Annotated in this window: 23 protein-coding genes; 15 read left to right on the top strand and 8 right to left on the bottom strand. The window is 61.0% G+C overall.

Annotation, left to right across the window (positions count from 1 at the left end):
- Nucleotides 1–108: 108 nt before the first annotated feature.
- Nucleotides 109–594, bottom strand: coding sequence for a thiol-disulfide oxidoreductase DCC family protein (locus BM300_RS26575; RefSeq protein WP_092222024.1), 486 nt, complete (start codon nucleotides 592–594; stop codon nucleotides 109–111).
- A 112-nt stretch (nucleotides 595–706) separates the two neighbouring features.
- Between BM300_RS26575 and BM300_RS26580 the strand changes: the two genes are divergently transcribed.
- On the top strand, nucleotides 707–1,642 hold the full coding sequence (locus tag BM300_RS26580) for a hypothetical protein (RefSeq protein ID WP_092464442.1): 936 nt from the start codon (nucleotides 707–709) through the stop codon (nucleotides 1,640–1,642).
- Nucleotides 1,643–1,685: 43 nt separating this feature from the next.
- Here the strand turns inward: BM300_RS26580 and BM300_RS26585 are convergent, their stop codons facing one another.
- Nucleotides 1,686–1,922, bottom strand: a complete 237-nt coding sequence (locus BM300_RS26585; RefSeq protein ID WP_003201330.1) for a hypothetical protein — start codon at nucleotides 1,920–1,922, stop codon at nucleotides 1,686–1,688.
- A gap of 151 nt (nucleotides 1,923–2,073) precedes the next feature.
- On the opposite strand from BM300_RS26585, the gene BM300_RS26590 reads away from it, so the two are divergent.
- Nucleotides 2,074–2,415, top strand: a complete 342-nt coding sequence (locus BM300_RS26590; RefSeq protein WP_072344635.1) for a YajG family lipoprotein — start codon at nucleotides 2,074–2,076, stop codon at nucleotides 2,413–2,415.
- Nucleotides 2,416–2,618: 203 nt separating this feature from the next.
- On the opposite strand, the gene BM300_RS26595 is transcribed toward BM300_RS26590, so the two are convergent.
- Nucleotides 2,619–3,527, bottom strand: coding sequence for a LysR family transcriptional regulator (locus BM300_RS26595; RefSeq protein WP_092464444.1), 909 nt, complete (start codon nucleotides 3,525–3,527; stop codon nucleotides 2,619–2,621).
- A gap of 124 nt (nucleotides 3,528–3,651) precedes the next feature.
- Here BM300_RS26595 and BM300_RS26600 point away from each other — a divergent pair, with 124 nt between their 5' ends.
- Nucleotides 3,652–4,404, top strand: a complete 753-nt coding sequence (locus tag BM300_RS26600) for an SDR family oxidoreductase (RefSeq protein WP_092464446.1) — start codon at nucleotides 3,652–3,654, stop codon at nucleotides 4,402–4,404.
- A gap of 179 nt (nucleotides 4,405–4,583) precedes the next feature.
- A complete protein-coding gene (locus BM300_RS26605) occupies nucleotides 4,584–5,255 on the top strand; it encodes a glutathione S-transferase family protein (RefSeq protein ID WP_092464448.1) in 672 nt (223 codons plus the stop codon).
- Nucleotides 5,256–5,388: 133 nt separating this feature from the next.
- Here the strand turns inward: BM300_RS26605 and BM300_RS26610 are convergent, their stop codons facing one another.
- Nucleotides 5,389–6,291 carry a LysR family transcriptional regulator gene (locus BM300_RS26610; RefSeq protein ID WP_092464450.1) on the bottom strand — a complete coding sequence of 301 codons (903 nt, stop codon included), beginning with the start codon at nucleotides 6,289–6,291 and terminating at the stop codon, nucleotides 5,389–5,391.
- A gap of 92 nt (nucleotides 6,292–6,383) precedes the next feature.
- On the opposite strand from BM300_RS26610, the gene BM300_RS26615 reads away from it, so the two are divergent.
- The 4 genes from BM300_RS26615 to BM300_RS26630 all read left to right on the top strand — a co-directional run bounded on the left by BM300_RS26615 (nucleotide 6,384) and on the right by BM300_RS26630 (nucleotide 10,055).
- Nucleotides 6,384–7,391: an aldo/keto reductase gene (locus BM300_RS26615; protein WP_092344933.1), complete on the top strand. Its 1,008-nt coding sequence runs from the start codon at nucleotides 6,384–6,386 to the stop codon at nucleotides 7,389–7,391.
- Nucleotides 7,392–7,504: 113 nt separating this feature from the next.
- Complete coding sequence (locus tag BM300_RS26620) at nucleotides 7,505–8,299, top strand: DeoR/GlpR family DNA-binding transcription regulator (protein WP_092344935.1); 795 nt, start codon at nucleotides 7,505–7,507, stop codon at nucleotides 8,297–8,299.
- A 118-nt stretch (nucleotides 8,300–8,417) separates the two neighbouring features.
- Nucleotides 8,418–9,344 (top strand): Gfo/Idh/MocA family protein, encoded by a 927-nt coding sequence (locus BM300_RS26625; protein WP_092464452.1) that lies wholly within the window; start codon nucleotides 8,418–8,420, stop codon nucleotides 9,342–9,344.
- A 15-nt stretch (nucleotides 9,345–9,359) separates the two neighbouring features.
- The gene (locus BM300_RS26630; RefSeq protein WP_092464454.1) at nucleotides 9,360–10,055 is read left to right on the top strand and encodes a tRNA (adenine(22)-N(1))-methyltransferase; all 696 of its coding nucleotides are present in this window, start codon (nucleotides 9,360–9,362) and stop codon (nucleotides 10,053–10,055) included.
- Between the two features lie 47 nt (nucleotides 10,056–10,102).
- On the opposite strand, the gene BM300_RS26635 is transcribed toward BM300_RS26630, so the two are convergent.
- The 4 genes from BM300_RS26635 to BM300_RS26650 form a co-directional block, all read right to left on the bottom strand.
- Nucleotides 10,103–10,480 (bottom strand): hypothetical protein, encoded by a 378-nt coding sequence (locus BM300_RS26635; protein ID WP_092141526.1) that lies wholly within the window; start codon nucleotides 10,478–10,480, stop codon nucleotides 10,103–10,105.
- Between the two features lie 44 nt (nucleotides 10,481–10,524).
- Nucleotides 10,525–11,250: a CPBP family intramembrane glutamic endopeptidase gene (locus BM300_RS26640; RefSeq protein ID WP_256575863.1), complete on the bottom strand. Its 726-nt coding sequence runs from the start codon at nucleotides 11,248–11,250 to the stop codon at nucleotides 10,525–10,527.
- A gap of 90 nt (nucleotides 11,251–11,340) precedes the next feature.
- The gene (locus BM300_RS26645) at nucleotides 11,341–12,111 is read right to left on the bottom strand and encodes a class I SAM-dependent methyltransferase (RefSeq protein WP_092464456.1); all 771 of its coding nucleotides are present in this window, start codon (nucleotides 12,109–12,111) and stop codon (nucleotides 11,341–11,343) included.
- Nucleotides 12,112–12,455: 344 nt separating this feature from the next.
- Complete coding sequence (locus BM300_RS26650) at nucleotides 12,456–13,700, bottom strand: acyl-CoA dehydrogenase family protein (protein ID WP_092141520.1); 1,245 nt, start codon at nucleotides 13,698–13,700, stop codon at nucleotides 12,456–12,458.
- 377 nt (nucleotides 13,701–14,077) lie between these two features.
- Between BM300_RS26650 and msuE the strand changes: the two genes are divergently transcribed.
- From msuE to BM300_RS26685, 7 genes are all read left to right on the top strand, one after another.
- A complete protein-coding gene (gene msuE / locus BM300_RS26655) occupies nucleotides 14,078–14,641 on the top strand; it encodes an FMN reductase (RefSeq protein WP_092464458.1) in 564 nt (187 codons plus the stop codon).
- A 39-nt stretch (nucleotides 14,642–14,680) separates the two neighbouring features.
- Nucleotides 14,681–15,778: a dimethylsulfone monooxygenase SfnG gene (sfnG, locus tag BM300_RS26660; RefSeq protein ID WP_027911753.1), complete on the top strand. Its 1,098-nt coding sequence runs from the start codon at nucleotides 14,681–14,683 to the stop codon at nucleotides 15,776–15,778.
- Nucleotides 15,779–15,792: 14 nt separating this feature from the next.
- The gene (locus BM300_RS26665) at nucleotides 15,793–16,953 is read left to right on the top strand and encodes an AMP-binding protein (protein WP_092464460.1); all 1,161 of its coding nucleotides are present in this window, start codon (nucleotides 15,793–15,795) and stop codon (nucleotides 16,951–16,953) included.
- Nucleotides 16,954–16,966: 13 nt separating this feature from the next.
- Nucleotides 16,967–17,749, top strand: a complete 783-nt coding sequence (locus tag BM300_RS26670; RefSeq protein WP_072410120.1) for an ABC transporter ATP-binding protein — start codon at nucleotides 16,967–16,969, stop codon at nucleotides 17,747–17,749.
- A 67-nt stretch (nucleotides 17,750–17,816) separates the two neighbouring features.
- Nucleotides 17,817–18,698: a branched-chain amino acid ABC transporter permease gene (locus BM300_RS26675; protein WP_092464462.1), complete on the top strand. Its 882-nt coding sequence runs from the start codon at nucleotides 17,817–17,819 to the stop codon at nucleotides 18,696–18,698.
- 11 nt (nucleotides 18,699–18,709) lie between these two features.
- Nucleotides 18,710–19,777 carry a branched-chain amino acid ABC transporter permease gene (locus BM300_RS26680; protein ID WP_092141502.1) on the top strand — a complete coding sequence of 356 codons (1,068 nt, stop codon included), beginning with the start codon at nucleotides 18,710–18,712 and terminating at the stop codon, nucleotides 19,775–19,777.
- A gap of 72 nt (nucleotides 19,778–19,849) precedes the next feature.
- A complete protein-coding gene (locus tag BM300_RS26685; protein WP_092464464.1) occupies nucleotides 19,850–21,175 on the top strand; it encodes an ABC transporter substrate-binding protein in 1,326 nt (441 codons plus the stop codon).
- Nucleotide 21,176 lies beyond the last annotated feature (1 nt).

The raw sequence follows: 21,176 nt of genomic DNA on the forward strand, positions 1-21,176 counted from the left end.
ACAAAAAAACAGCTCTGCTCCTGATGAACTGACCCACTGCCGAACCGCTCTTGTGGCGAGGGAGCTTGCTCCCGCTGGGGCGCGAAGCGGCCCCGTTTATTTGCTGGGCTAAATATCGATCCGTTCCGCCGGGTAGGTCCCAGGCGTGGGAATCTTCAAAAAACGCCGCTCATGATCCGCGTTCGGCAAAAGGCACACGTCGTATTTGCCAAATAGTTGGTATCGATTCAGGGCAATGCGATCGTAGGCCCAGTCCCGCAGCCTGCGGGGGACGTAACGCAGCAGTTTCACCAGGCGCCAGGCCCAGGGTAATAGGGCTACGACTTCAAAAATCGCATCCGAACGCACCCAGTAATGCTGATCGCGAACCACGGCCATGGTGTCGAATTGATGCAGGGGCAGGCCCGCCCAGGCAAGCAAGGCTTGTCCTTCTGGCGACTGTACGGAGGCCAACCGCACGCGTCGGGCGTGGTCATGGCGGATCAGGAATTTCGCCCAGCCATTGCACAGTTTACAAACGCCGTCGAACAGGACCACTGTCTCGCCTGGCTCGAGCAAGGGCGCGGGTGTGGGGCGAGTTTGGGAGATGGACATGAATGGGTGTCTACATGGCGCCTGGTTACCCGGATAATACGCGTGTTCCAGCGTCAAGGGGCGACCCGGAGGGTTGCTCGACCATGATGACTTCAAGGGCATGATCCGATCCATGAGCGATGACACCTACACCCTGTACATGCGCTTCCAGACCCCCGACCCTGGCATCGGCCCAAGGGAGCGGGTGCCGATGCTGGAGCAGGAGCTGGCCTGGGCGCGGGAGCGTGCGACCATGCATCGCTTCAGCTGGATCATGGTGCTGGTGCCGCCTCTGTGCCTGGGCCCGGTGCTGCCGGGCATCGCGTTTCTGCTGGGGCTGCTGGTCTATCAAGGGTTATCCGCCCCAGGCGTCGACCTTGACCGAATCATCGGGGATTCCCTTGGCTGGCTTGTGCTCGCCACCTTGTTGTTCATGGCTGCCTGGGTCCTGCATAACTACTTGCGCGATAAGCGCGACCCGACCAAGCGATTTTGGCAATCGATGCCCGATCAAGGGCTGGTCGAACTCGAACACCATACCCTGGTCTCCGGCATCAGCCTGTGGTCCAACGACTATGACCCGGACTGCAACACCCTCATGCAATGGACCGACGGCCAGTTGAAGTGCCTGCAAGACAGCGGTACATCGCAATGGATTCTGGCCAAGACCGCGGCGGGGCATTGGCTGGTGCTCAAAGAGCAGTTTTCGGGCGACTTCAGCTACGGGCGAGTAGGGCAAATGCCCGCACCGAACAAGCTCCTGCAACCCCGCCAGCAACTGGCGATCGCTTTCGCCCCCGGCACGAACCTGCAGTTGGGCCGACGTTTCGACGGTGCACCGATGCCATTGGTGCAGACGCCGTACTGGCTGTCCGCCGATGAGCTCAAGCGCCTGGAAGAGGCCGCTCATCACTGGAATTTTCTACCGCCGAACCGCTATGGGGTGATCAATGATCAGGATGCCGCGTGGGTGCAACGGCTGGTGGACCGGGCGCAAGCCTGCGTTGGGCCGCGGCCGCAAGAGGACTGCTGCGCAGCCCAGCGGGAGCAAGCTCCCTCGCCACAATGAATCGAACCCATTCCTGGAAGTCCGGCCTGTCACTGGCCGGGCGCTAAAGCCATGTATTCACCACCCGCCGATCCAGCTCCTCCCAATCCGCCATGCCCAGTACCCGAGTGGTGTTCAACCCGCGCAAATAACCGCGCAGTTGATTGGCCGTGGCGCGCCTGAGCTCCGGGTCGGGTTCGGTGCTGCTCAGTAGCACGCTTTCGTACTGGATCAGGTAATCAGCCACCCGCTCACGGAAGTCGGGCAATACCGCGTCGCGAATCAGATCAAACGTTCTCATGGCTATATCTCATCAATCTTTCTCGGCTTGCAACTATTGCTAGGAGTAATAGTGACCATTACGAAATGCAAGTTCTGCTTTGCCGGCAATCATTGGAAAATCAGCGCCATCGAACACGCAGCCCATTATTTTTATTTTCAGGACCCCACCCATGCGCCCTTTATTTTTGCTTCCCCTGGCGTTTTCCCCGTTGTTGCTGGCCGGTTGTGCCTCGGCGCCGAACGATCCGACCCTGACCTTGCAGACCAGCAAGACGCCGGCCCAATACGCTGAATGCGTCGTACCGAAATTGCAGGGCAGTGCCTTGAACCCGATGGTCTCGCAGACCCAGCGCAGCTACCGCATCGTGGTGCCGAGCAAAGTCTCGGCGGACAACGTGCTGGAAGCCTACAAGGCCGGCAGCGGCGGCAAGGTCTTCATCTACGAGCGACATTTGCTGGCCTCCAACCTCCTGCCTTCGAGTTTCGAACGCGCCGCACAGGAATGCATCTGACCGGCCGTAAACGTTTTTCACTGTGCTCCTTTGGTTGGCCGCAACCAACCAATTCCCTTGCCCCGCACCGTCCTCGGTCGCGGGGCTTTTTTTGTTTGACGATGACTCCAGCCCGGTATTTCGGCCCGGACAGCGCATCCGCCGTGACCGGCATCGCGCACCCGCGCGGCGATCGGCAAGAGCATGAGGGGGCACGTTTTGTCTTATAGCGTCGGCAAGGGGGAGCTGCCGTTCAAGGCTGGAATCCTTGAAAACACGTCAGCCATAAAATCCATGAACACGATAGCCCGCGTGGGGAGCAGTCTATTGGCGACATAAACCATCTGCACGGGGACAGGGGGAGCCGCATGGTTGGTGAGAATGAACTGTAATTTCCCGCTGTCCAGCCCGCCCTCAAACAGCCACGCAGGTCCATGCGCCACGCCCAGGCCTGCGGCGACCGCCGCACTCACAGCGTCGGGCGAGTTGACCCTGAGCCTGCCGCTAATCGGAATGTCCGCGTCCCGGAATCGCCAGGTCGCCCCGGACGACAGCAAGGTGTAGATGATGCAATCGTGGTCGCGTAGATCATCCGGGGTCTGCGGTACTCCACGTTTGGCCAAGTAGTCCTTGCTGGCGACGAAGACCCGGTCGTACCACCCAAGAGGCCGGGCGCGCAGGGCGCTGTCCTCCAGGTGTCCTATGCGGATGGCGAGTTCGGTGCCTTCATTGACCAGGTCTACGTATCGATCGTTGAGTTGCAGATCCAGGTTCAATTGAGGGTAGCGCTCCAAAAAAGCCGGCACATGCGGCAGCACAAACGCGTGTGCGAGCGCTGTCGGACAGGCTACGCGCAAAAGTCCCGATGGCTCGACGTTGTTCCTGAAGGACGATTCGGATTCATCCACCGCATCCAGGATGCGCCGGATGTCCGCATAGTAGCGTTCGCCCTCCGGCGTCAAGGATAGCTTGCGCGTAGACCGGTGGAGCAAGCGCGTCTGCAAATGATCCTCCAGAGCCGCTACATAGCGGCTTACATTGGGTTGCCCCAACCCTAGATCGCGCCCTGCCGCCGAAAAGCTCCCAGTTTCTACAGCACGCGCGAAGCATGTCATCAAAAGAAATCGGTCCACTTCTCCACCTCGATTCATGCCTGATTTGCATGAATCATATGCGAATAGGTGGTCTTATCCTATACGAGGCATGAGCGCATATTTCTCCATGTCGACCGCAGTGGTCATTCACCGGAGAATTCAAATGTCGCGCTTGCAGGGTAAACGTACGCTCATCACTGGCGGCACCAGTGGCATCGGGCTGGAAACGGCAAAGCAGTTCCTCGCGGAGGGGGCTCGCGTGATCGTAACGGGTGTCAACCCCGATTCGATTGCAAAGGCCCAGGCCGAATTGGGCCCGGAAGTGCCGGTGCTGCGCGCCGACTCGGCCAGCGTCGCAGCACAAAAGGAGCTGGCCCAAGTCATCAAGGAACACTACGGCCAACTCGACGTTGCCTTCCTCAATGCCGGCGTATCCGTCTGGCAGCCCATTGAGCAATGGACGGAAGAGATGTTCGACCGTTCTTTCGACATCAACGTCAAAGGGCCGTACTTCCTGATGCAGGCGCTGTTGCCGGTCTTCGCAAATCCTGCTTCCGTCGTGTTGACCACTTCCGTAAGCGCGCATGCAGGCGCAGATCGCTCGTCCGTGTATGCCGCAACGAAGGCCGCATTGCTGAACATGTCGAAGACGCTCTCGACCGAATTGCTGGGCCGTGGCATCCGTGTCAACGCAGTGAGCCCTGGCCCCGTCGAGACGCCGCTTTACGACAAGCTCGGTATTCCGGAAGCCTATCGCGAGCAACTTAACAAAGAGATCGCGGCAACCATTCCGCTTGGGCGCTTCGGTACCTCCGACGAGGTGGCCAAGGCCGTGCTGTATCTGGCATCCGACGAGTCGCGCTGGACGGTCGGCTCTGAAATCGTCCTTGACGGCGGCCGCCTGCTGAATGGCTAAGGGCGCAGCTCAAGAATTGCGCGAGTGCAACATCGCCTGGGCTGAGTTAATCAGATACTGAACGCCCGCCTCAGCACTTAGCGACGAACGAGTCCAATCCAGACTGTGCAAACAGCGGTACGCGGGGAAACCTCTGCCGCTGTTTTCGCTTGATAAACCCTTCAGAGCCACTAAAAGCAATGAACGCTCTTACGTTAATAAGCCACCCACTATGCCCATTCGTACAGCGCGCCGCGATTGTGCTTCTTGAAAAGGGCATCCAATTCGATCGGATAAATGTCGATCTATCAGCCAAGCCAGACTGGTTCCTGGCAATTTCGCCAACCGGCAAGGTCCCGGTGCTCAAGGTGCGCCAGGACAATGCGCAAGACGCGATCCTATTCGAAAGCATGGTCATCTGCGAGTACCTCGACGAAACCCAAGGCGGCGCGCCGATGTACCCGATTGATGCGTTAGCTCGCGCACGGAATCGGGCGTGGATCGAGTTCGCGTCGCAGACGCAAGCTGAAGCCTGGCAGTTTCTCCACGCTCGTGACTCTGCGACCGCAGATGCCAAGCGCACCGCATTTCGCGAACGGCTCGGCAAACTGGAGTCAGAAATAGGCGTGGGGCCGTTCTTCGATGGCTCGGCCTTTGGAATGGTTGATGCGGTTTATGCTCCGCTTTTCCGTTACTTCGAGAGTATCGACGCAACTGTCGCACACCAGATTTTCGACGGCCTTCCGCGCATTTCGGCTTGGCGTGAAGCGCTTGAGGCGCGCTCCAGCGTAAGGGATGCCGTTGTCGAAGACTATGCTGATCGATTCCAAACGCATCTGCGCCAACAAGGCGCGCTGATCGCTGCCGCTTAGCCGCAGCGATCAATCAACCCAAGCCTTTCGATCGGGAGTCGGGAACATGACGAACCCATCAAAAAGCGCTCTGATCCTCGTTGAGTAGGTCAACGATGGGCTGGCCCCAACTGGCCATTTTTGCCTGCCGGTTTCAGGTTAGCCAATCGTCCGCCCGGATGAACTCGATGAGCGCTTTCAGGGCCGGTGGCACATGGCGTCGGCTGGGGTAATAGAGAAAAAACCGGCTTGGCGGCGCTTTCCATTGCGCGAGCAGTTCCGTGAGATGCCCATTGCGAAGGTCGTCGCGCGCCAGCTCCTCGTAGACGTAGGCAATTCCGGCGCCATCTTTGGCTGCCTGGATCATCAGCGCATCGTCTTCAAGAATGAGCGGGCCGGTGACGGACAACCGGATCGGTTGCCCCTCTGCCTGATACTCCCAAGCGTAGAGTTTGCCGCTGGGAAAACGCCGGGCGATGCAGGCATGGTCAAGCAAGTCCCGTGGAGCCTGGGCGATCCCCTTCGTGGCCAGGTAGTTTGGCGCGGCTACGGTCACGAACGATTGTGGGGGGCCGACAGGGACGGCGATCATGTCGCCGGCCAGGCTTTCGCCAAAGCGCACGCCGGCGTCAAAGCCACCGTTGACGATATCGGTCAAGCCGTCATCAGTGACCAGGTCCAGTTGAATGCGAGGATACCTGGCCACAAACGGCGCGAGCACTTTTGCAAATACCGCGCGTGCCGCCGGACGCGCCACGTTGAGGCGAAGCTTGCCCGCAGGCACGTCTTGCAGCGAGGTCAATTGGGTCAAGGCTTCGGCGACCTGCTGCAGGGTAGGGGCCAGCGTTGCCAATAGCTGGTGGCCGGCCTCGGTCGGGGTAACGCTGCGCGTGGTGCGGTTGAGCAGCCTGACACCCAGACGTGCTTCCAGGGCTCGCATGGCGTGGCTCAATGCCGAGGCCGAAACGCCACGCTCGTCGGCGGCCTTGCGAAAGCTGCGATGGCGCGCGACGGCGGCAAAGGCATCCAGCTCGGAAAGATCGGGGTGCTGATTCATGAATACGGTTCAGTAGTTCAAATACGATTACCCATCTTATCGTCATGAGATCCCTCACGGATACTGCCCACATCATCTGTGGAGAACTCGCTATGCAAAAGAATCGTCTTGGATCATCGGACTTCCTGATTTCACCCATTGGCCTGGGAACCTGGGCCATTGCTGGCACCGGCTGGGAATACAGCTGGGGTGCGCAGGACGACGAGGACAGCCTCGGTGCTCTTGAGTATGCCGTTGAATGCGGGGTGAACTGGGTCGATACGGCGGCGGTTTATGGTTTGGGCCATGCCGAGCAGTTGGTCGGGCAGCTGTTGCGGAGGCTGCCGGCTTCGCAGCGCCCATTGGTGTTCACCAAGGGCAGCTTGATCTGGGACCCGGTCACCAAGGCAATCTCACATTCGTTGGCACCTCGATCGTTGCTCGCCGAGGTCGAGGCAAGCTTGCGCCGACTGCAAGTCGAAACCATCGACCTTTATCAGATCCACTGGCCGGCCTTTCCTGCCGACGGCAGCAGCGAAGGGCTCGAGAGGGCGCTTTCGGCGTTGGCCACCGCCCGTGAACAGGGGAAAATTCGCGCTATTGGCGTCTCCAATTTCGATGTCGCGCAGCTCAAGCGGGCCCGGGCGGTGACCGAGATCGTTTCACTTCAGCCGCCATATTCCGCCTTGATGCGGGACATCGAGGAAGACGTCCTGCCATTTTGCGAGCAGGCGGAAATGGGTGTCTTGGCCTATTCCACTCTCCAATCGGGGCTGCTTTCCGGCAGCATGACGCGCGAACGTATCGCCCAATTGCCCGACGACGATTGGCGCAAGGCGCGAAGCGCGGACTTCCAGGAGCCTCGCTTGAGCGCGAACCTGGCGCTGGTCGAGGTCTTGGCCGGTATCGGCGAACGGCACGGGGTCAGTGCGGCGGCAGTCGCCATCGCCTGGGTGCTGCGCAAGCCGGTGGTGACCGGTGCCATCGTCGGAGCCCGTTGCCGCGGGCAGGTCGATGGGCTGATTGCCGGCGCGCAGCTGCGCCTCAGCGCCGAGGAAATCGAGGAAATTCGACCCTTCCTGCCATTGGGCATGGGCACGAATGTCCCACAGAGCGCTTGAGCAATTGATTGTGCAGGCGCCCGCTGGAATGAGCGGGTTTGACGCTTCGCTGCATAACCGGCACTATCTGCTCGTTGATGATCATTAGTGCTCGTTTATGCAGGTTGTATCCCATGACTTCTCCCCATGAAGCGTTCCCCGGCGAACGCCAGCAATTGATCAGCCAGCGTCTCGCCCGGTATGGCCGGGTGATCGCGGCTGACCTGGCCAGCGAATTCAATGTGTCCGAACACTCGATCCGGCGTGACCTGGGGGTATTGGCAGCGGCGGGGTTATGCAAGCGCGTTTATGGCGGCGCGATACTTGTGCCGGCTGCCGAAGGGTCGCTGGATGTTCGCGTGCGTAAAGACCCGGCACGCAAGGGCAGCCTCGGCCAAGCGGCCGCTGCTTTGCTGCGCGCGGGCCAGCACGTGTTCATCGATGCCGGGTCGACGAACCTGGCGATTGCAGGTGCCATCGATCCGAGCCTTCAGTTGACCCTCTCCACCAATTCTCCGTTGATTGCGGTGCAGTTGATGAAACTGCCCCGTGCCGAAGTCATCCTTCTGGGTGGGCGCTTGAACCCAATCGCCGGTGGTGTGATCGGGCTGACGGCGGTGGAGCAATTGCGCCAGTTCAGTTATGACGTGTGTTTTCTGGGGGCCTGCGCCATCGATCCAGACAATGGGGTCACGGCATTCGGCCTGGAGGACGCAGAGTTCAAGCGCGCAGTGGTGGCGGCAAGTGGGCAAGTGATTACAGCGGTGACCAACGAAAAGCTGTCCAGCGTTGCTCATTATCAGGTGGTTTCTTGTGAGGAGGTCGCCGCCCTGGTGGTGGAGCACGATGCGCCACGTGAGCGGCTGGAGCCCTTCTACGGCCGGGTGACCAACGTCGTGACGAGTGTCCGTGAGCAACTGCGTAGTTGATGCCTTAGCGGCGCAGTGCAGGGCAATCGGGTAGATACTGTACGGCCCCCATTGTCCGCCAGGCGATTTGCGTCTAGTTTGCTGCCCGATCACAAATACAAAAAAACAGGAGTCATCGATGCAACCGATTCGTCTCGGCCTGGTGGGCTACGGCAAGATTGCCCAGGATCAACACGTTCCAGCCATCCACGCCAACCCCGCGTTCCAACTGGTGGCGGTCGCCACGCAAGGGCAGCCCTGCGCCGGGGTGGAGAACTTCCGATCCCTGGGCGAGTTGCTCGAAAACGGTCCGCAGGTCGATGCGATTGCGTTTTGCACACCGCCACAAGGTCGATTCGCCCTGGTGCAACAGGCGCTGGCGGCCGGTAAACACGTCCTGGTGGAAAAGCCACCGTGCGCCACGCTGGGTGAAGCCATGGCCTTGGTGGAGCAGGTTCGCGAGCAAGGCGTCAGCGGCCTGTTCGCCTGGCATTCGCGTTACGCCCCGGGCATCGCTGCCGCCCGTGACTGGCTGGCCAGTCGCACCTTGCACAGCGTGCAGATCGACTGGAAGGAAGACGTGCGCAAGTGGCACCCCGGCCAGGCGTGGATCTGGCAGCCCGGCGGCCTGGGGGTCTTCGATCCCGGCATCAACGCGTTGTCGATTGCGACCCATCTGTTGGCGCTGCCATTGTTCGTGGAGGCCGCCGAGTTGCGTGTGCCGGACAACTGCCAGTCGCCGATTGCCGCCAGCATCAAGATGGCCGATGCGCGCCACCTCGATATCCGGGCGGAGTTCGATTTCGACCATGGCCATGACGAGCTCTGGAGCATCGAGATTCGCTGCGCCGAAGGTGTCCTGCGCCTGGACAACGGCGGTGCGCTGTTGAGCATCGACGGCGTGCGCCAGGCCGTCTCCGAGGAGGGCGAGTACGCTGCGGTGTATCGGCATTTTCAGCAACTGATCAACGACAAGACCAGCGACATGGACCTGCAGCCACTGCGGTTGGTCGCGGACAGCTTCTTTGTCGGCAGTCGGACGGCGGTCGAGCCGTTCTACGATTAACCCAGGGAACTGCAGTTGAACGAACAGACATTGTCCATGCGCCTGGAGCGCGTGGCGGCGCATATGCCGGCAGGTGCGCACTTGGCCGATATCGGCTCGGATCACGCTTACCTGCCGGTGGCCTTGCTGCGCCGTGGTGTGATTGCGATGGCGGTGGCCGGCGAGGTGGCGTTGACGCCGTTGCGCGCCGCCGAACGCACCGTGGTCGAGAATGGCCTGGAACGGCGGATCAGCGTGCGCCTGGCCAATGGCCTGGCGGCAATCGAGCCGGAAGACGGGATCACGGCGATCAGCCTCTGCGGCATGGGCGGTGAGACGATCCGCGACATCCTGGACAGCGGCAAAGCGCGGTTGAGCGGTCAGGAGCGGCTGATTCTACAACCCAACGGCGGCGAACAACCGCTGCGCCAGTGGCTGATGGAAAACGACTACCGCATCCTTTGCGAGGAAGTGCTGCGGGAAAACCGCTTCTACTACGAGATCATCGTCGCCGAGCGCGCCGGGCCAGTGACGTACACCGCCGAGGAGCTGTACTTCGGCCCGCTGCAGATGCAAGCGCGAACCCCGGTTTTCCTGGCCAAGTGGCAACGCCTGCTGCGCCAGAAACAAAAGACCCTCACCAGTTTCGCCAAGGCACGGCAAACCGTGCCGCAAGAGAAGCTGCAGGACATCGCCCGGCAGGCTCGCTGGATCACGGAGCTGTTGGCTTGAGCCGCATTGAGGCCATCAGCTAAATGCCAGTGTCTCCAGCCGCCTGATTATCGACCCACCACCGGGTAGTGTTTGATACGACACGCATACGAGTTGCCGTCACCTTTACAGATGCCATCCAGGTAGCGGTAGTCCACCCGTACCGACTGTCCTTTGCCGGGCCATTGCCGGCGGGGGAGCGTGGCTTGGTAGTCCGGGGTTTCCGGGGTGAAGGTGAGCGATGAGCCTTGCGCTGGGCACTCCACCGAGGCGGACTTCGGCCTGACTTTCACGATCTGCGCCTGAAGCTGCGGGTAGGGTTGTTTCAAGACCTCGACGATACGTAGCTCCAGGTGGCAGATCTGCCACGTCGAGGCCTGGACGGGCCCACTCAGGAAGGCGAGCGTCAAGGCAGACAGTCCGAGGCACGCTGCGTGAGAGGTCATGGTTGCCCTTGTTTGAGGTGCTGACGTTTGCGCCTTTGCCTGATTCAACCGTAAAGCCCCATCAGCGAGAAAGACTTGTCAGTGCTCAGCGCAACCATTTCGGCCAGCGAATGCAGGAGCACTGGCACCAGCAAGCCACCGCTGACCACTCTTGCAATGGCGAATACACCCCCACAGGAGAAGATCAGCACGACGGTTATCCAGTTCCCGTATTGGATGTGCATGCCGGCGAAGATGGCTGACGTGACGATGATCGCGATCCATGTCCAGGTACGGCTGTTCTCATAGGGGAACAGCCGGAGCATGTAATGGCGGAAAAATAGCTCTTCAGCGATGGGTGGCAACACGATCAGCGAGGCGATCTTGATCGTGGCCTGCCAATTGTTGAGCCCGTCCAGGAGTTGGGCCATGAACACTTCTCGCGGCAGCCCCAGCACGAATATGGCGACCCCGAAAAACAGGTAGGAGCCCACGATGCCAAGCGCGCCCCACTGCAGGAGTTTGCCTATGTAATGACCGCGCCATTGCGTGCGCGCATCGGAGCGGTACTGCAGGGCGAAGAGGGCGAGGAGAGCGAGCGCGGTGATACCTGAGGTGGTGGTGAACGTCAGGTAGGCCTGCATGTCTGCGGGTATGAAAAGGACTTCGGGCACTGCAGCCAGAAAGACTATCAGGGTCGCAAGTACAAACATCCCGATCCGGGGAAAGAAGCGGTAGGGCGGTAAAGTGGCGGCGGTTGCAAACTCAGGGGCGGCACTTAGATTCGTCACAGTCACTCCATGAGTGCACGGAAAAAGGCATGATGCCAGCATTTTGAGGGCGTCAGGTACGAGTTCCTGCTGGGTTCATGGCGTCGTGATTCAATCCAGGCGGCGACATGAATAAGCGTGGGTCTGATAAGGGAACTCAATGTGCTTGCGTCCGCGCAGAGCCGGATGGGTCTGAATCAAGGCCAGTAGTTGATCCGCTACCCGTTTCTTCTCTGCGTCAGGCAGTGCTGCAATAAAACTCACGGACAGAAAGCGATCCAGGATGACCGTCTCGGGGCTGCCTGCGTGGGTGTAACTGAAACAGGTCAGTTCGGGCTGCGAGAAGTAACGTCCGTTGAAGGGATGTCGCCAGTTTCCAGTATGAAAGCGTGGGGTATCGCCTTCGAAGGGGGTGATGATTTTAGTGATGTCGGCCACCCAGTCCACGGACTCATCACGCACGTTCCAGATCAAGCCGAGCCGGCCGCCCGGTTTGAGTACTCGGTGAATTTCCTGGAGCGCGGTTTCATTCGCGAACCAGTGGAAGGCCTGGGCGCATACGAGCGCCTGCGCCGTCCCTGCCTCGAGGGGAATGGATTCGGCCGTTCCCTCCAGAATCCTGGTGTCCGGCAGGTGCTTGGCAAACTCGATTCGCATCGCCTCGACCGGTTCGATGGCGATGGCATTGATCGCCATTGAATCCAGCAGGCGAGTAAATTTACCGGTACCGGCTCCTAACTCAACGACTGTCGATCCTGGGCTGATTTCCAGTGCGCTGCTGAGCCATGCCTGTATTTCGCTTGGGTAGTCTGGGCGCCCTTGGGTATAGGTGCTGGCTTCTGCTGAGTATCCTATCTGAGCGGCCTTATGGATGACTGTCATCTTCAGCGACCCTTCGGGTGGATGGGGGTAGATGGATTATGCGGTGTGTTCAGGTCGTCAGCTAGTTGATCCTTTCTGTGCTTGATCTCATGTGTTTGCGTTGGGGCCGATCGTTCATCGTTTTTTTTGGGGATTGGTTGGTGTGTATATCCGTTTCTGAGGTAATGGCTGCTTATGGTTCCGCTCTTACAGCCATCCCTTTCAAGGCCTTTTGACTTTAGCGGCTTCAGCACCCTATCCCATCGACAGATGAGCATTCGCCGCTTTGCCCTCCAGCCATTCTTCGCTGGATATTTCTAGCCAGCGCCCGCAAGCGCTGAGCCAGTCCTTCTCGGATGTGCTACTCAAAGCTGCTTCGACCCTCCGCCAATCTGCCAGACATACGGCGGTTCCGTACCGTTGATTTCCCAATCACCAATGATGCGCTCCTTGTAGATCAATGGATTATGCGAGGCAGCGGTGCGGGCGTTACGCCAGTGGCGGTCGAGGGTCTTGCTGGTGCTGGTGGCCGAAGCACCGAGGGCATTGAACAGGTCGCTGGTGGCACGCAACACCAGGTCGGAAATCACCACCTGGGCCTGGGCCGACTCCAGTTCGGCGGCGATGTTGGCGGTGTGCTCGGTTTCGGCGTCCTGGCTGAAGCGGCTCTCGTAGGCACGTTGGGAGGCGCTCGCGGCGCGCAGGGTGGTGGCTTCGGCGGCATAGACCTGGGCCGATGCCCTGCCGATCACTTGCTGCACTTGCACGTCCTGGCTCACTTCGCTGGCATTGCCGGTGCTGAAGACCCGCGTGCGTTTGCGCACTTGCTCGGTGATGTCATGAACCGCAGCGCGACCGGCGCCGGTCAGCACGGCCAGCAACACCAGTTGATAAAACGCGGTCTGGTATTTGAAGCGGGTAGAGAAGTCGATGAGGTTTTCTGCCTCGACCAACGCATTCTCGAACAGCGACGTGCCGCTGCCGGTGGTGCGTTGGCCAAAACCGTCCCAGTCATCGCTTTGCTTGACGCCCGGCTGGTGTACGCGGACGGCGGCAATCACGTCGGTGCCGTTGTCGTCGCGTTGGGCATACACGTCGATCCAGTCGGCGAAGATACTGCCGGTGCTGTAGTACTTGGTGCCATTGACGACCCACTGATCACCCTGGCGGGAAACCCGGGTGCCGACTTCGCCGATCTTCACCGCGCCGACTTCCGTCCAGGCATTGCCCACCAGTTCACCCTCGACGAAACGCTTGAACCAGATGTCTTGTGGGCCGCTGGCGTGGGCGTTGAGACGGTCTTCGACGAATGCGAAGTGTCCGCGCAAAGCCTGGGGCAGGTTGGAATCGGCTTCAGCCAGTTCGATCAGCAATTGCAGCAGTTGCGGCAACGAAGCCCCGGCGCCGCCATATTCGACCGGTACGCGGACGGCGCCAAAGCCGGCTTCCTTCAACCATTTCACCTGTTCAAAGGGCAGGCTGCGCGTCTGCTCACGCTCCAGGGCGCCGGCCTGGATGCGCGCAAAGATCGGCCGGAAGCGTTCGGCCAGGGGCTCATAGTCGGTGCCCGTGGAAAGGGTCGGCGGCAGGTGTTGTTGCTGTGCGGTCATGTTGATCTTCCTTCTTGATGGCGAGTAGGCGGGCAGGGGAAAAATCTGCCGGTGCCAAAGGCCATTGCACAGTCCATGCCCGAGGCCCAACGCCCGTAAATGCGGGGCCCATACGGCGCTTATCAGCGAAAGAGCTGTCCTGGCCACGGACAATCTGTTGCGCAACTGTGTGCCGGGCAACAGTTGCCGCGGCGGGCATCGACAGGCCAGGTGTTGGCCAGGCAACAGTGGACCAACAGCTTGACCGTCAGGCGACAGCGCAGTGATTGGATGTGTCATGTAACTTATTGATTATTAAATGAATATTCAGGTGGCATGGTTGCTGCTCTACACCTTGTGCGGACGCTGAGGTGGCGTCTCCAGGCATGGGGTAAGCGATGAGCAAGCAATTCAAAGTGGTGGCGGTGTCAGGCAGCGTGCAGCACCCGTCACGCACCTTGGCACTGGTCCAGGCGTTGGTGGACCGGCTGGGGCAGCAACTGCCGATCGAGGTGCGCTTGATCGAATTGGCCAAGGTCGGTCCACAGTTTGCCGGGGTGTTGCGTCGCGAGGCGTTGCCGGCTGCCGTGCAGGAGGACCTGCACGCCATTGAATCGGCCGATCTGCTGATTGCCGCCAGCCCGGTGTACCGAGCTTCATACACCGGCCTGTTCAAGCACCTGTTCGATTTCGTTCATCACGAAGCCCTCAAGAACGTACCGGTGCTGTTGGCCGCGACAGGCGGCTCGGATCGCCATGCCTTGATGATCGATCACCAGTTGCGGCCCCTGTTCGGCTTCTTCCAGGCCCTCAGCCTGCCAGTGGGGGTCTATGCCAGCGAAACCGATTTCAGCCAATACCGGATCTGCAGTGCACAGGTGCTGGAGCGTATCGAGCGCGCCGTCGAGTCGGCGTTGTTGAGCCTGGTTCCGAGCGTTCGACGCGACGCCAGTGCTGCCTGATCCATTTTTCCTTTCAAAACGAGCCGTGGAGTACATGCAATGAGCCAGGACACGATCAAATTTGCCTACTGGGTGCCCAACGTCAGTGGCGGGCTGGTGGTCAGCAAAATCGAGCAACGCACCGACTGGGGCATCGACTACAACCGCAAGCTGGCCCAGATCGCTGAAGCGGCCGGCTTCGACTACGCCCTGTCGCAAGTGCGCTTTACCGCCGGTTACGGCGCCGAATACCAACATGAGTCCGTGGCGTTCAGTCATGCCTTGCTGGCCGCCACCACGCGCCTGAAAGTCATCGCCGCGGTGCTGCCGGGGCCGTGGACGCCGTCGGTGTTGGCCAAGCAGATCGCAACCATCGACCACCTGACCGGCGGCCGGGTGGCGGTCAACATCGTGTCGGGCTGGTTCAAGGGCGAGTTCACCGCCATTGGCGAGCCGTGGCTGGAGCACGATGAGCGCTATCGCCGTTCCGAAGAATTCATCACTGCGCTCAAGGGCATCTGGACCACCGACAACTTCACCTTGCGCGGTGATTTCTACCGCTTCCACGACTACACCCTCAAGCCAAAACCACTGCAGCAGCACCCGGAGATCTTCCAGGGCGGCAGCTCACGTGCGGCGCGGGACATGGCCGCCCGGGTATCGGACTGGTACTTCACCAACGGCAATACCGTGGAAGGCGTCAAGGCGCAGATCGATGACCTCCAGGCGAAAGCCGCGGCCAACAACCACAAGGTCAAGGTCGGCGTTAACGCCTTTGTCATTGCCCGTGACACCGAAGAAGAGGCGCGTGCGGTCCTCGCCCAGATCATCGACCAGGCCGATCCCGAGGCCGTCAATGCCTTTGGCGATGCGGCGAAGCAGGCCGGCAAGTCCAGTCCGGAAGGCGAGGGCAACTGGGCCAAGTCCAGCTTCGAGGACCTGGTGCAATACAACGATGGCTTCAAGACCAACCTGATCGGCACGCCGCAGCAGATCGCCGAACGCATCGTCGCGCTCAAGGCGGTGGGTGTGGATCTGGTGCTCGCCGGTTTCCTGCACTTCCAGGAAGAAGTCGAGTATTTCGGCCGTAAGGTGCTGCCGCTGGTGCGTGAGCTGGAGCAACGCAAAGTGGCAGCCAAAACGGCGGCGGTCGCTTAGGCGCGGGAGGCAGCATGGGCACGTTCACCGATACCCCCAACACGGTCCCGGCCAGCTTGCCCCAGTGGTTGCGGCGCCAGGCGCTGGAGCATGGCACGGACGTCGCGCTGCGCCACAAGCACCTGGGTGTCTGGCAGGAGCAGAGCTGGGCGCACGCGGCCGATGAGGTGCGCCGTTTCGCCAGTGCCCTGCAAGCCCGCGGTTTTGCGGCGGGCGCAACCCTGACGATCATCAGTCGACCCAGGCCGCAGGCACTGCTTGCCGCCTTGGCCGCGCAATGGCTGGGCGGCGTGGCGAGTCTGTTCGACCCGTTGGAGACGGCGGCCGAACAGGTGCAATTGCTCAGCACGCTGCAGCCGGATTTCGTCCTGGTCGAAGGCGTGGAAGAAATGCTGCGTCTGCATGCGGCGCAGGTGGCCGTGGGGGTGTGGGTCTACCTCGACAAGCGTGGTCTGTCGGATTCGCTGCCATTTGCGCAAGCGCTGGATTACGCGGCGTTGGCTGCCGAGCGGCCAATCGTTGACCTGGCCCCGCAAGGGCAAGTGGTGCAGACGGCCTTTGTTTTTTATCGCGGAAGTGGACGGGCGATGGAGGAGCAACGCGTCAGCCACGCCGAGCTGCTGCAGGAGGGCCAGCGGTTGGTGACGCGCGAAGGCCTGGGACGGCAGGAAGAGGCATTGGCCGCACGGGCGTTCGCCTCGGGCGGGCAGGCTCGCTATCTGCTGGCGCCTTGGTTGATGGCCGGTTTTCGCCTGAACTTCCCTGAGAACCTGGCGACCCGTGATCGCGACCGTCGCGAGCTGGGCCCGACGCTGGTGGCCGGGACGCGGGAAACCTACGAACGTTTGCACCGCTATGCGCTGGAACGTTTGCCGGCGCCGGGCAGTGGGGCGCGCGGGCTGGTGGACTGGGCGTTGGCTGCGCAGCCGGGGCTGTTGCAACGGCATCTGGGGCACTGGCTGGTTCGCCGGCCATTGCGCGACGTGCTGGGTTTTTCCCGCACCCGCTCGCCGCTGCTGGTGGGCGACGCCTTGCGGCCCGAAACCCAGGCATTTTTCCAGGCATTGGGTATCAAGATTCGCCAGTGGGACGACGGGGCCCACTGGCAAGCGGCGCCGAACCTGGTGCAACACGCCACCGATGACTGGACGGGTCTCCAGTCGCAACTGGCCTGAAAGGAGACGCCCCATGACCCAGACGGCCATCACGCATTTGCTGGAGCTGGACCATATTTCGCTGTCATTCAAAGGCGTCAAAGCGGTCACGGACATCAGCTTTCGCGTCGCCGCCGGTGAGATCTGCGCCTTGATCGGCCCCAACGGCGCCGGCAAGAGTTCGCTGCTGAACGTCATCAGCGGCGTGTACCAGGCCCAGGACGGGCACATCCGTTTTGATCGACAGGAGCGGCGCCGGATGCGCCCCCACGACGTGGCGGTTCGCGGCATCGCCCGGACATTTCAGAACATCGCGCTGTTCAAGGGCATGAGCGTGCTCGACAACGTGCTCACCGGACGCAACCTCAAGCGCCGCAGTACCTGGATCGAACAGGCACTGCGCATCGGTCGCGCCCGGGCCGAGGATGATCGTCAGCGCGAAGCGGCCGAGCGTGTCATCGCGTTCCTGCATTTGCAGCCTTGGCGCGACGTCCTGGTGGGCACGCTGCCCTACGGCTTGCAGAAACGGGTGGAGCTGGCCCGCGCGCTGGCGGCGGAGCCCCGGCTGTTGCTGCTGGACGAGCCCATGGCCGGGATGAACGCCGACGAGAAGCAGCAGATGAGCCGCTTTATCGTCGACATCAATCGTGAACTGGGCACCACCGTGGTGTTGATCGAGCACGATATCGGCGTGGTCATGGACATCAGCGACCACGTGGTGGTGCTCGATTACGGTCGCAAGATCGGCGACGGCTCGCCCGAAGACGTACGGCAGAACCCTGAGGTCATTTCGGCCTACCTGGGAACTCGCCACTGACACTGGATATTCGACGCCTTCCCACCAGGGAGGGCAGGCAAGTTGCGCCCGCAGAACAGGAACAGCTATGGAATTTTTCTTTGAAGTATTGATTGGCGGGTTGTTGGCGGGGGTGATGTACGCCTTGGTGGCCATCGGTTTTGTGCTGATCTACAAGGCCTCCGGGGTATTCAATTTCGCCCAGGGCGCGATGGTGCTGTTCTCGGCGCTGACCTTCGTCAGCCTGGTGGAGCGCGGTGTGCCGTTCTGGCTGGCCTTCGTCATCAGCCTGGCGGCGATGCTGCTGATCGCGGTGGCGGTGGAGCGGGCGGTGCTGCGGCCCTTGGTCAACCGTTCGCCGATCACGCTGTTCATGGCCACCCTCGGGCTGTCCTACGTCATCGAAGGTTTCGCCCAGGCCCTGTGGGGGGCCCAGGTGCATGGCCTGGAACTGGGCATCAGTGACGAACCGCTGGAGCTGGGTGGGATGTTGTTGTCGCAGTTCGACATTTTTGCCGCAGTGACTGCGGCGTTCCTGGTGCTGCTGCTGTCCTGGCTGTTCAACAAGACCCGGCTCGGATTGTCGTTGCGGGCGGTGGCCGATGACCCACTGGCGGCGTTGGCCGTGGGCATTCGTTTGCAGCGGGTCTGGGTGGTGGTGTGGGCGGTGGCGGGGTTTGTCGGGCTGGTCGCCGGCCTGCTCTGGGGCGCGCGCCTGGGTGTGCAGTTCTCGCTCTCGCTGGTGGTGCTCAAGGCGTTGCCGGTGCTGATCATCGGCGGCTTTACCTCCATCAGTGGGGCGATTGTCGGCGGCTTGATCATCGGTGCCTCGGAGAAGCTGGCCGAGGTTTACCTCGGGCCTTTCATCGGCAGCGGCATAGAGAACTGGTTTCCCTACGTGCTGGCGCTGGTGTTTTTGCTGGTGCGTCCGGCGGGGTTGTTTGGCGAACGGGCCATCGAACGGGTTTAGGGGAGCGCATCATGTTTTATCGAGAAGCAGGCCAGTTCAACACCCGCTATGCCCAGGACCGCCGGGTCTTCGCGCTGCGCCAGGACCGTCACGGGCTGGTCGCGTTGCTGCTGTTTGCCTTTGTCGTGGTGCCTTGGCTGGGCAATGACTACTGGTTCAGCGCGATCCTGATTCCGTTCCTGGTGCTGTCCCTGGCCGGGTTGGGGCTCAATCTGCTCACTGGCTATGCCGGGCAACTGTCCCTCGGTTCGGCGGCGTTCATGGCGGTGGGCGCCTTTGCCACCTACAACCTTGAAATAAGGGTCGCCGGCTTGCCGTTGTTGGTCAGTATCGCCCTGGGCGGATTGACGGCGGCGTTGGTGGCGGTGCTGTTCGGCTTGCCGAGTTTGCGCATCAAAGGCTTCTACCTGCTGGTCTCGACCCTGGCAGCGCAGTTCTTCGTGACCTGGGCGCTGACCCGGTTCAGTTGGTTTTCCAACAACAGCGCTTCGGGCGTGATCAGCGCGCCGCGCCTGGACGTATTCGGGATAAACCTCGACGCGCCGGCCGGCCGCTATCTGTTGACCCTGAGCGTGGTGGTAGCGCTGTTCTGGCTGGGCAAGAACCTGGTGCGCAGCGAGTTGGGGCGCAACTGGATGGCGGTGCGCGACATGGACACCGCCGCCGCGGTCATCGGCATTGCATTGGCAAAAACCAAGCTGCTGGCGTTCGCCATCAGCGGTTTTTTCCTCGGGGTGGCCGGTGCGCTCTGGGCCTTCGCTTACCTGGGCACGGTGGAGCCCCACGGGTTCGACCTCAATCGGTCGTTCCAGATTCTGTTCATCATCATTATCGGCGGCCTCGGCAGCCTGCTGGGCAACTTCCTCGGCGCGGCCTTCATCGTGCTGTTTCCGGTGTTGCTCTCGAACCTGGTGTCGCTGCTGCCCGGCGGGCTGGTGGACGCCGGCCAGGTGGAGAACCTGCAGAAGATGATATTCGGCGCCCTGATCATTTTGTTCCTGATCAAGGAACCAGAGGGCCTTGCGCGCCTCTGGCAGAGATTTCGCCAGCGCGCTCGGCTGTGGCCGTTGCGCTACTGAGCGAACCGCACAACGCGGGTTTGCAGTTCCATTTTGTTGGCTTATCCATGGCTCCATAACAAGGAAAATCCGATGTTCAAACGATCATTCGCCAGCAGCCTGGCACTGGCCCTGAGCCTCACCGCCGCGGCCTTCACTGTCCAGGCGGACAACGAACAATACTTTCCGCTGCAAAGCTATCGCGTCGGCCCTTATGCGGCCGGCGGCACCGGTTTTTTCGGCGGTTTCATCGACTACCTCAAGTACGTCAACGCCAATGGCGGCGTGAATGGCGTCAAGCTGACCTGGAGCGAGTGCGAAACCGAATACGTGGTCGAGAAAGGCGTGGAGTGCTACGAGCGCCTGAAGAAAGGCTTGAACGGCGCGCCAGCGGCGGCCACCAACCCATTATCGGTGGGCATCGCCTACGCCACGCTGGAGCGTTCGACGGCCGACAAACTGCCGCTGATCACCATCAACCATGGGCGTACGGATTCCACCGATGGCAGCGTGTTTCCCTACGTTTTCCCGTTGCAGCTGAACCCCTATTCCGAGGTCTCGGCGATCATCAATTACATCGGCCAGCGCGCCGGCGGGTTGGACAAGCTCAAGGGCTTGAAGATCGTCACCCTGTATCACGGTTCGCCCTATGGCAAGGAAACCAATGAGGTGCTGCAAACCTTGGCCGACAAGTACGGCTTTGCGCTGACCTTGCTGGAGGTGCCGCACCCGGGCAACGAGCAACAATCGCAATGGTTGAATATCCGTCGGGAAAAACCTGATTGGGTGATCCTGCGCGGTTGGGGCGTGATGAACCCGGTGGCGCTGAAAACCGCGCAGAAAGTCGGTTTCCCGGCCGACCACATCATCGGCAATATCTGGAGCAACTCCGAGGATGACGCTGCGCCGGCCGGTGCCGCGGCCAAGGGCTTCATCGCCATCACCACGCACCCTTCGGGCATCGATTTTCCAGTGTTGCAGGGCATCAAGAAACAAGTGGTCGACGCCGGCCATGGCGACTTGGCCGATCCCAAACGGTTCGGCACCGTGTACTACAACCTCGGCGTGGTCAACGGCATTCTCAACGTAGAAGCACTGCGCATTGCCCAGCAGAAATTCGGTCAGCAATCCCTGATGGGTGAGCAGGTGCGTTGGGGCTTCGAGAACCTCAAGCTCGACGACGCCCGGCTCAAGGAACTGGGGGCGTTGGGCCTGGTTCAGCCGTTGCAGTTGTCGTGCTCGGACCATGAAGGCGGTGGCGCGGTGCGCTTCCAGCAATGGGACGGTACGCAGTGGAAGCTGATCAGTGACTGGGTACAGGCTGACCGTGCCTTGCTGCGACCGATCATCGAAGCGTCTTCGCATCAGTACGCCCGGGAAAAAGGCCTTACCCCGCGTGATTGCAGCAAGGAATCCTGAG

Origin of the sequence: Pseudomonas sp. NFACC46-3 (genome assembly GCF_900114515.1) — a bacterium.
GTDB lineage: Bacteria > Pseudomonadota > Gammaproteobacteria > Pseudomonadales > Pseudomonadaceae > Aquipseudomonas > Aquipseudomonas fluorescens_Q.

Coding starts and splice junctions, on each gene's coding strand:
- BM300_RS26645 (WP_092464456.1), bottom strand. CDS start 12,111: ATGACAGTCATCCATAAGGCCGCTCAGATAGGATACTCAGCAGAAGCC.
- BM300_RS26665 (WP_092464460.1), top strand. CDS start 15,793: ATGGGCACGTTCACCGATACCCCCAACACGGTCCCGGCCAGCTTGCCC.
- BM300_RS26605 (WP_092464448.1), top strand. CDS start 4,584: ATGAACGCTCTTACGTTAATAAGCCACCCACTATGCCCATTCGTACAG.
- BM300_RS26680 (WP_092141502.1), top strand. CDS start 18,710: ATGTTTTATCGAGAAGCAGGCCAGTTCAACACCCGCTATGCCCAGGAC.
- BM300_RS26585 (WP_003201330.1), bottom strand. CDS start 1,922: ATGAGAACGTTTGATCTGATTCGCGACGCGGTATTGCCCGACTTCCGT.
- BM300_RS26575 (WP_092222024.1), bottom strand. CDS start 594: ATGTCCATCTCCCAAACTCGCCCCACACCCGCGCCCTTGCTCGAGCCA.
- BM300_RS26610 (WP_092464450.1), bottom strand. CDS start 6,291: ATGAATCAGCACCCCGATCTTTCCGAGCTGGATGCCTTTGCCGCCGTC.
- BM300_RS26620 (WP_092344935.1), top strand. CDS start 7,505: ATGACTTCTCCCCATGAAGCGTTCCCCGGCGAACGCCAGCAATTGATC.
- BM300_RS26635 (WP_092141526.1), bottom strand. CDS start 10,480: ATGACCTCTCACGCAGCGTGCCTCGGACTGTCTGCCTTGACGCTCGCC.
- sfnG (WP_027911753.1), top strand. CDS start 14,681: ATGAGCCAGGACACGATCAAATTTGCCTACTGGGTGCCCAACGTCAGT.
- BM300_RS26675 (WP_092464462.1), top strand. CDS start 17,817: ATGGAATTTTTCTTTGAAGTATTGATTGGCGGGTTGTTGGCGGGGGTG.
- BM300_RS26600 (WP_092464446.1), top strand. CDS start 3,652: ATGTCGCGCTTGCAGGGTAAACGTACGCTCATCACTGGCGGCACCAGT.
- BM300_RS26580 (WP_092464442.1), top strand. CDS start 707: ATGAGCGATGACACCTACACCCTGTACATGCGCTTCCAGACCCCCGAC.
- msuE (WP_092464458.1), top strand. CDS start 14,078: ATGAGCAAGCAATTCAAAGTGGTGGCGGTGTCAGGCAGCGTGCAGCAC.
- BM300_RS26670 (WP_072410120.1), top strand. CDS start 16,967: ATGACCCAGACGGCCATCACGCATTTGCTGGAGCTGGACCATATTTCG.
- BM300_RS26625 (WP_092464452.1), top strand. CDS start 8,418: ATGCAACCGATTCGTCTCGGCCTGGTGGGCTACGGCAAGATTGCCCAG.
- BM300_RS26685 (WP_092464464.1), top strand. CDS start 19,850: ATGTTCAAACGATCATTCGCCAGCAGCCTGGCACTGGCCCTGAGCCTC.
- BM300_RS26650 (WP_092141520.1), bottom strand. CDS start 13,700: ATGACCGCACAGCAACAACACCTGCCGCCGACCCTTTCCACGGGCACC.
- BM300_RS26590 (WP_072344635.1), top strand. CDS start 2,074: ATGCGCCCTTTATTTTTGCTTCCCCTGGCGTTTTCCCCGTTGTTGCTG.
- BM300_RS26615 (WP_092344933.1), top strand. CDS start 6,384: ATGCAAAAGAATCGTCTTGGATCATCGGACTTCCTGATTTCACCCATT.